At 55.4% G+C, this 1,555-nt stretch carries 1 protein-coding gene and 1 pseudogene; both read right to left on the reverse strand.

Annotated elements, in window-relative coordinates; all coding sequences use genetic code 11:
• Positions 1-288: pseudogene (locus ACOSYY_RS06290) on the reverse strand (MFS transporter); the annotation flags it as partial.
• Positions 281-1,375, reverse strand: a complete 1,095-nt coding sequence (locus ACOSYY_RS06295; RefSeq protein WP_421661413.1) for a glycosyltransferase family 4 protein — start codon at positions 1,373-1,375, stop codon at positions 281-283. The pseudogene ACOSYY_RS06290 and the gene ACOSYY_RS06295, both read right to left, overlap by 8 nt.
• Between the last annotated feature and the right edge of the window lie 180 nt (positions 1,376-1,555).

Genomic DNA, 1,555 nt, shown 5'->3' on the forward strand with positions numbered 1-1,555 from the left:
GATCATCACCGGTTTCTTTCGAACGCGATCCAAATAGACGCCGATCAGCGGCCCGAACAGCAAGGGCGGCAGAGTTTGAAGCAGTCCGACCACCGTCATCTTGAGCGCCGAGCCGGTCATCTCGTACACAAACCACAGCAACGCCACCTTGTTGAGGCTGTCGCCGATCTGCGAAATCGTCTGGCCCGCGAACAAAAAGCCGAAGTCTCTGGTCTTGACTAATTCCCAGCCTCGCGCGCGGCCCGGAGTGGAACCGGTCGCTTTTGCATCAGCACATACATCAGACATGTCGGCCTCGCCCAAGAATCCTATGCTGCTCGGAGGCGTGGGCCTGTCCGGCTTGAACACCTTCATCTTCGAGAAGACGCTCATACAAGGCCACATAGTCGCGCGCCATCCGATCCGCGGTAAACCGCTCGTCAAAGGCGGTCCGGCAGCGTTGACGATCGATGAGAGAGACCTGCCCGACTGCATCCACCATTTCGGATACCGTCTCGCAAATAAAGCCGGTGACGCCATGATCGAGGATTTCCGGAATCGATCCACGCCGGTAGGCCAACACTGGAGTTCCGCAGGCCAGGGCTTCGATCAACACCAATCCGAAGGGCTCGGGCCAATCGTAGGGGCAGACCAATGCTCTCGCATTGCCGAGAAACTCGTCTTTCTCGGCATCGGAGATCTCTCCGATAAATTCAATCAAGGGATGATTGAGCAACGGTTCAATTTCGGCTTCGAAGTAGTTCTGGTCGGCAGGATCCACCTTTGCCGCAATCCGCAGAGGGAGGCCGGAACGTTTAGCGATTTCAATCGCTTGGTCCGGGCGTTTTTCAGGAGAGATGCGACCCAGAAAAGCCAGATACCCTTGAGCCTGAGGATGAAACGTGTAGAGGTTGCGAGGAAGACCATGGTGGACAGTCGCCGCCCAGTTGGCCCAAGGCAGCGGTTTACGCTGAGCATCCGAAATGGATACCAAGGGCATTTCAGAAAATTCCCGGAAAACCGGCTCCAATTCCGGAAGATCCTGACGGCCGTGCAGGGTCGTCACAACCGGAATGGTATTCCTCCGCGCCAGCGGGAAGCCGATGAAATCCAGGTGTGAATGAATGATGTCGAAGCCCCTCGACGCTCCAAGGCCTCGTTCCTGCAGCATCATCAACGGGGCGTCCCGGTTGAAAATACCGGTATTCAATCGGAGAGCCTGCGGGCAGATCGCTTCAAGACGAGCGGCGGTCTCTGAATCACCGCTGGCAAACAGCGTGACGTCATGTCCCAGGGCAACCAACTCCTCCGTAATGTACGAAACGATTCGTTCGGTTCCTCCGTAAAGTTTAGGCGGTACACTTTCCCACAACGGGGCCACTTGCGCGATTCTCATGAGCCCTTCCTTTCTTTTCCTTTGTCGCGTGATTGCGTGATTCAGTCGCCGACTTGTTGTACGTGATTCATTCTATAGAGGCCGGTTTGAAAGCAATTGCCGGTGATCGGTTGGAAGTGAACCTTTGATGACATATTGCTATCTATTGGCTGCCCTTATGACTCGTTTCTTCCCTTGTCA

The organism is Nitrospira sp. BLG_2, from assembly GCF_049222245.1.

What these genes read in the sequence shown, in the direction of transcription:
- ACOSYY_RS06295 (WP_421661413.1), bottom strand. Translation starts at nt 1,375, where the DNA reads ATGAGAATCGCGCAAGTGGCCCCGTTGTGGGAAAGTGTACCGCCTAAA.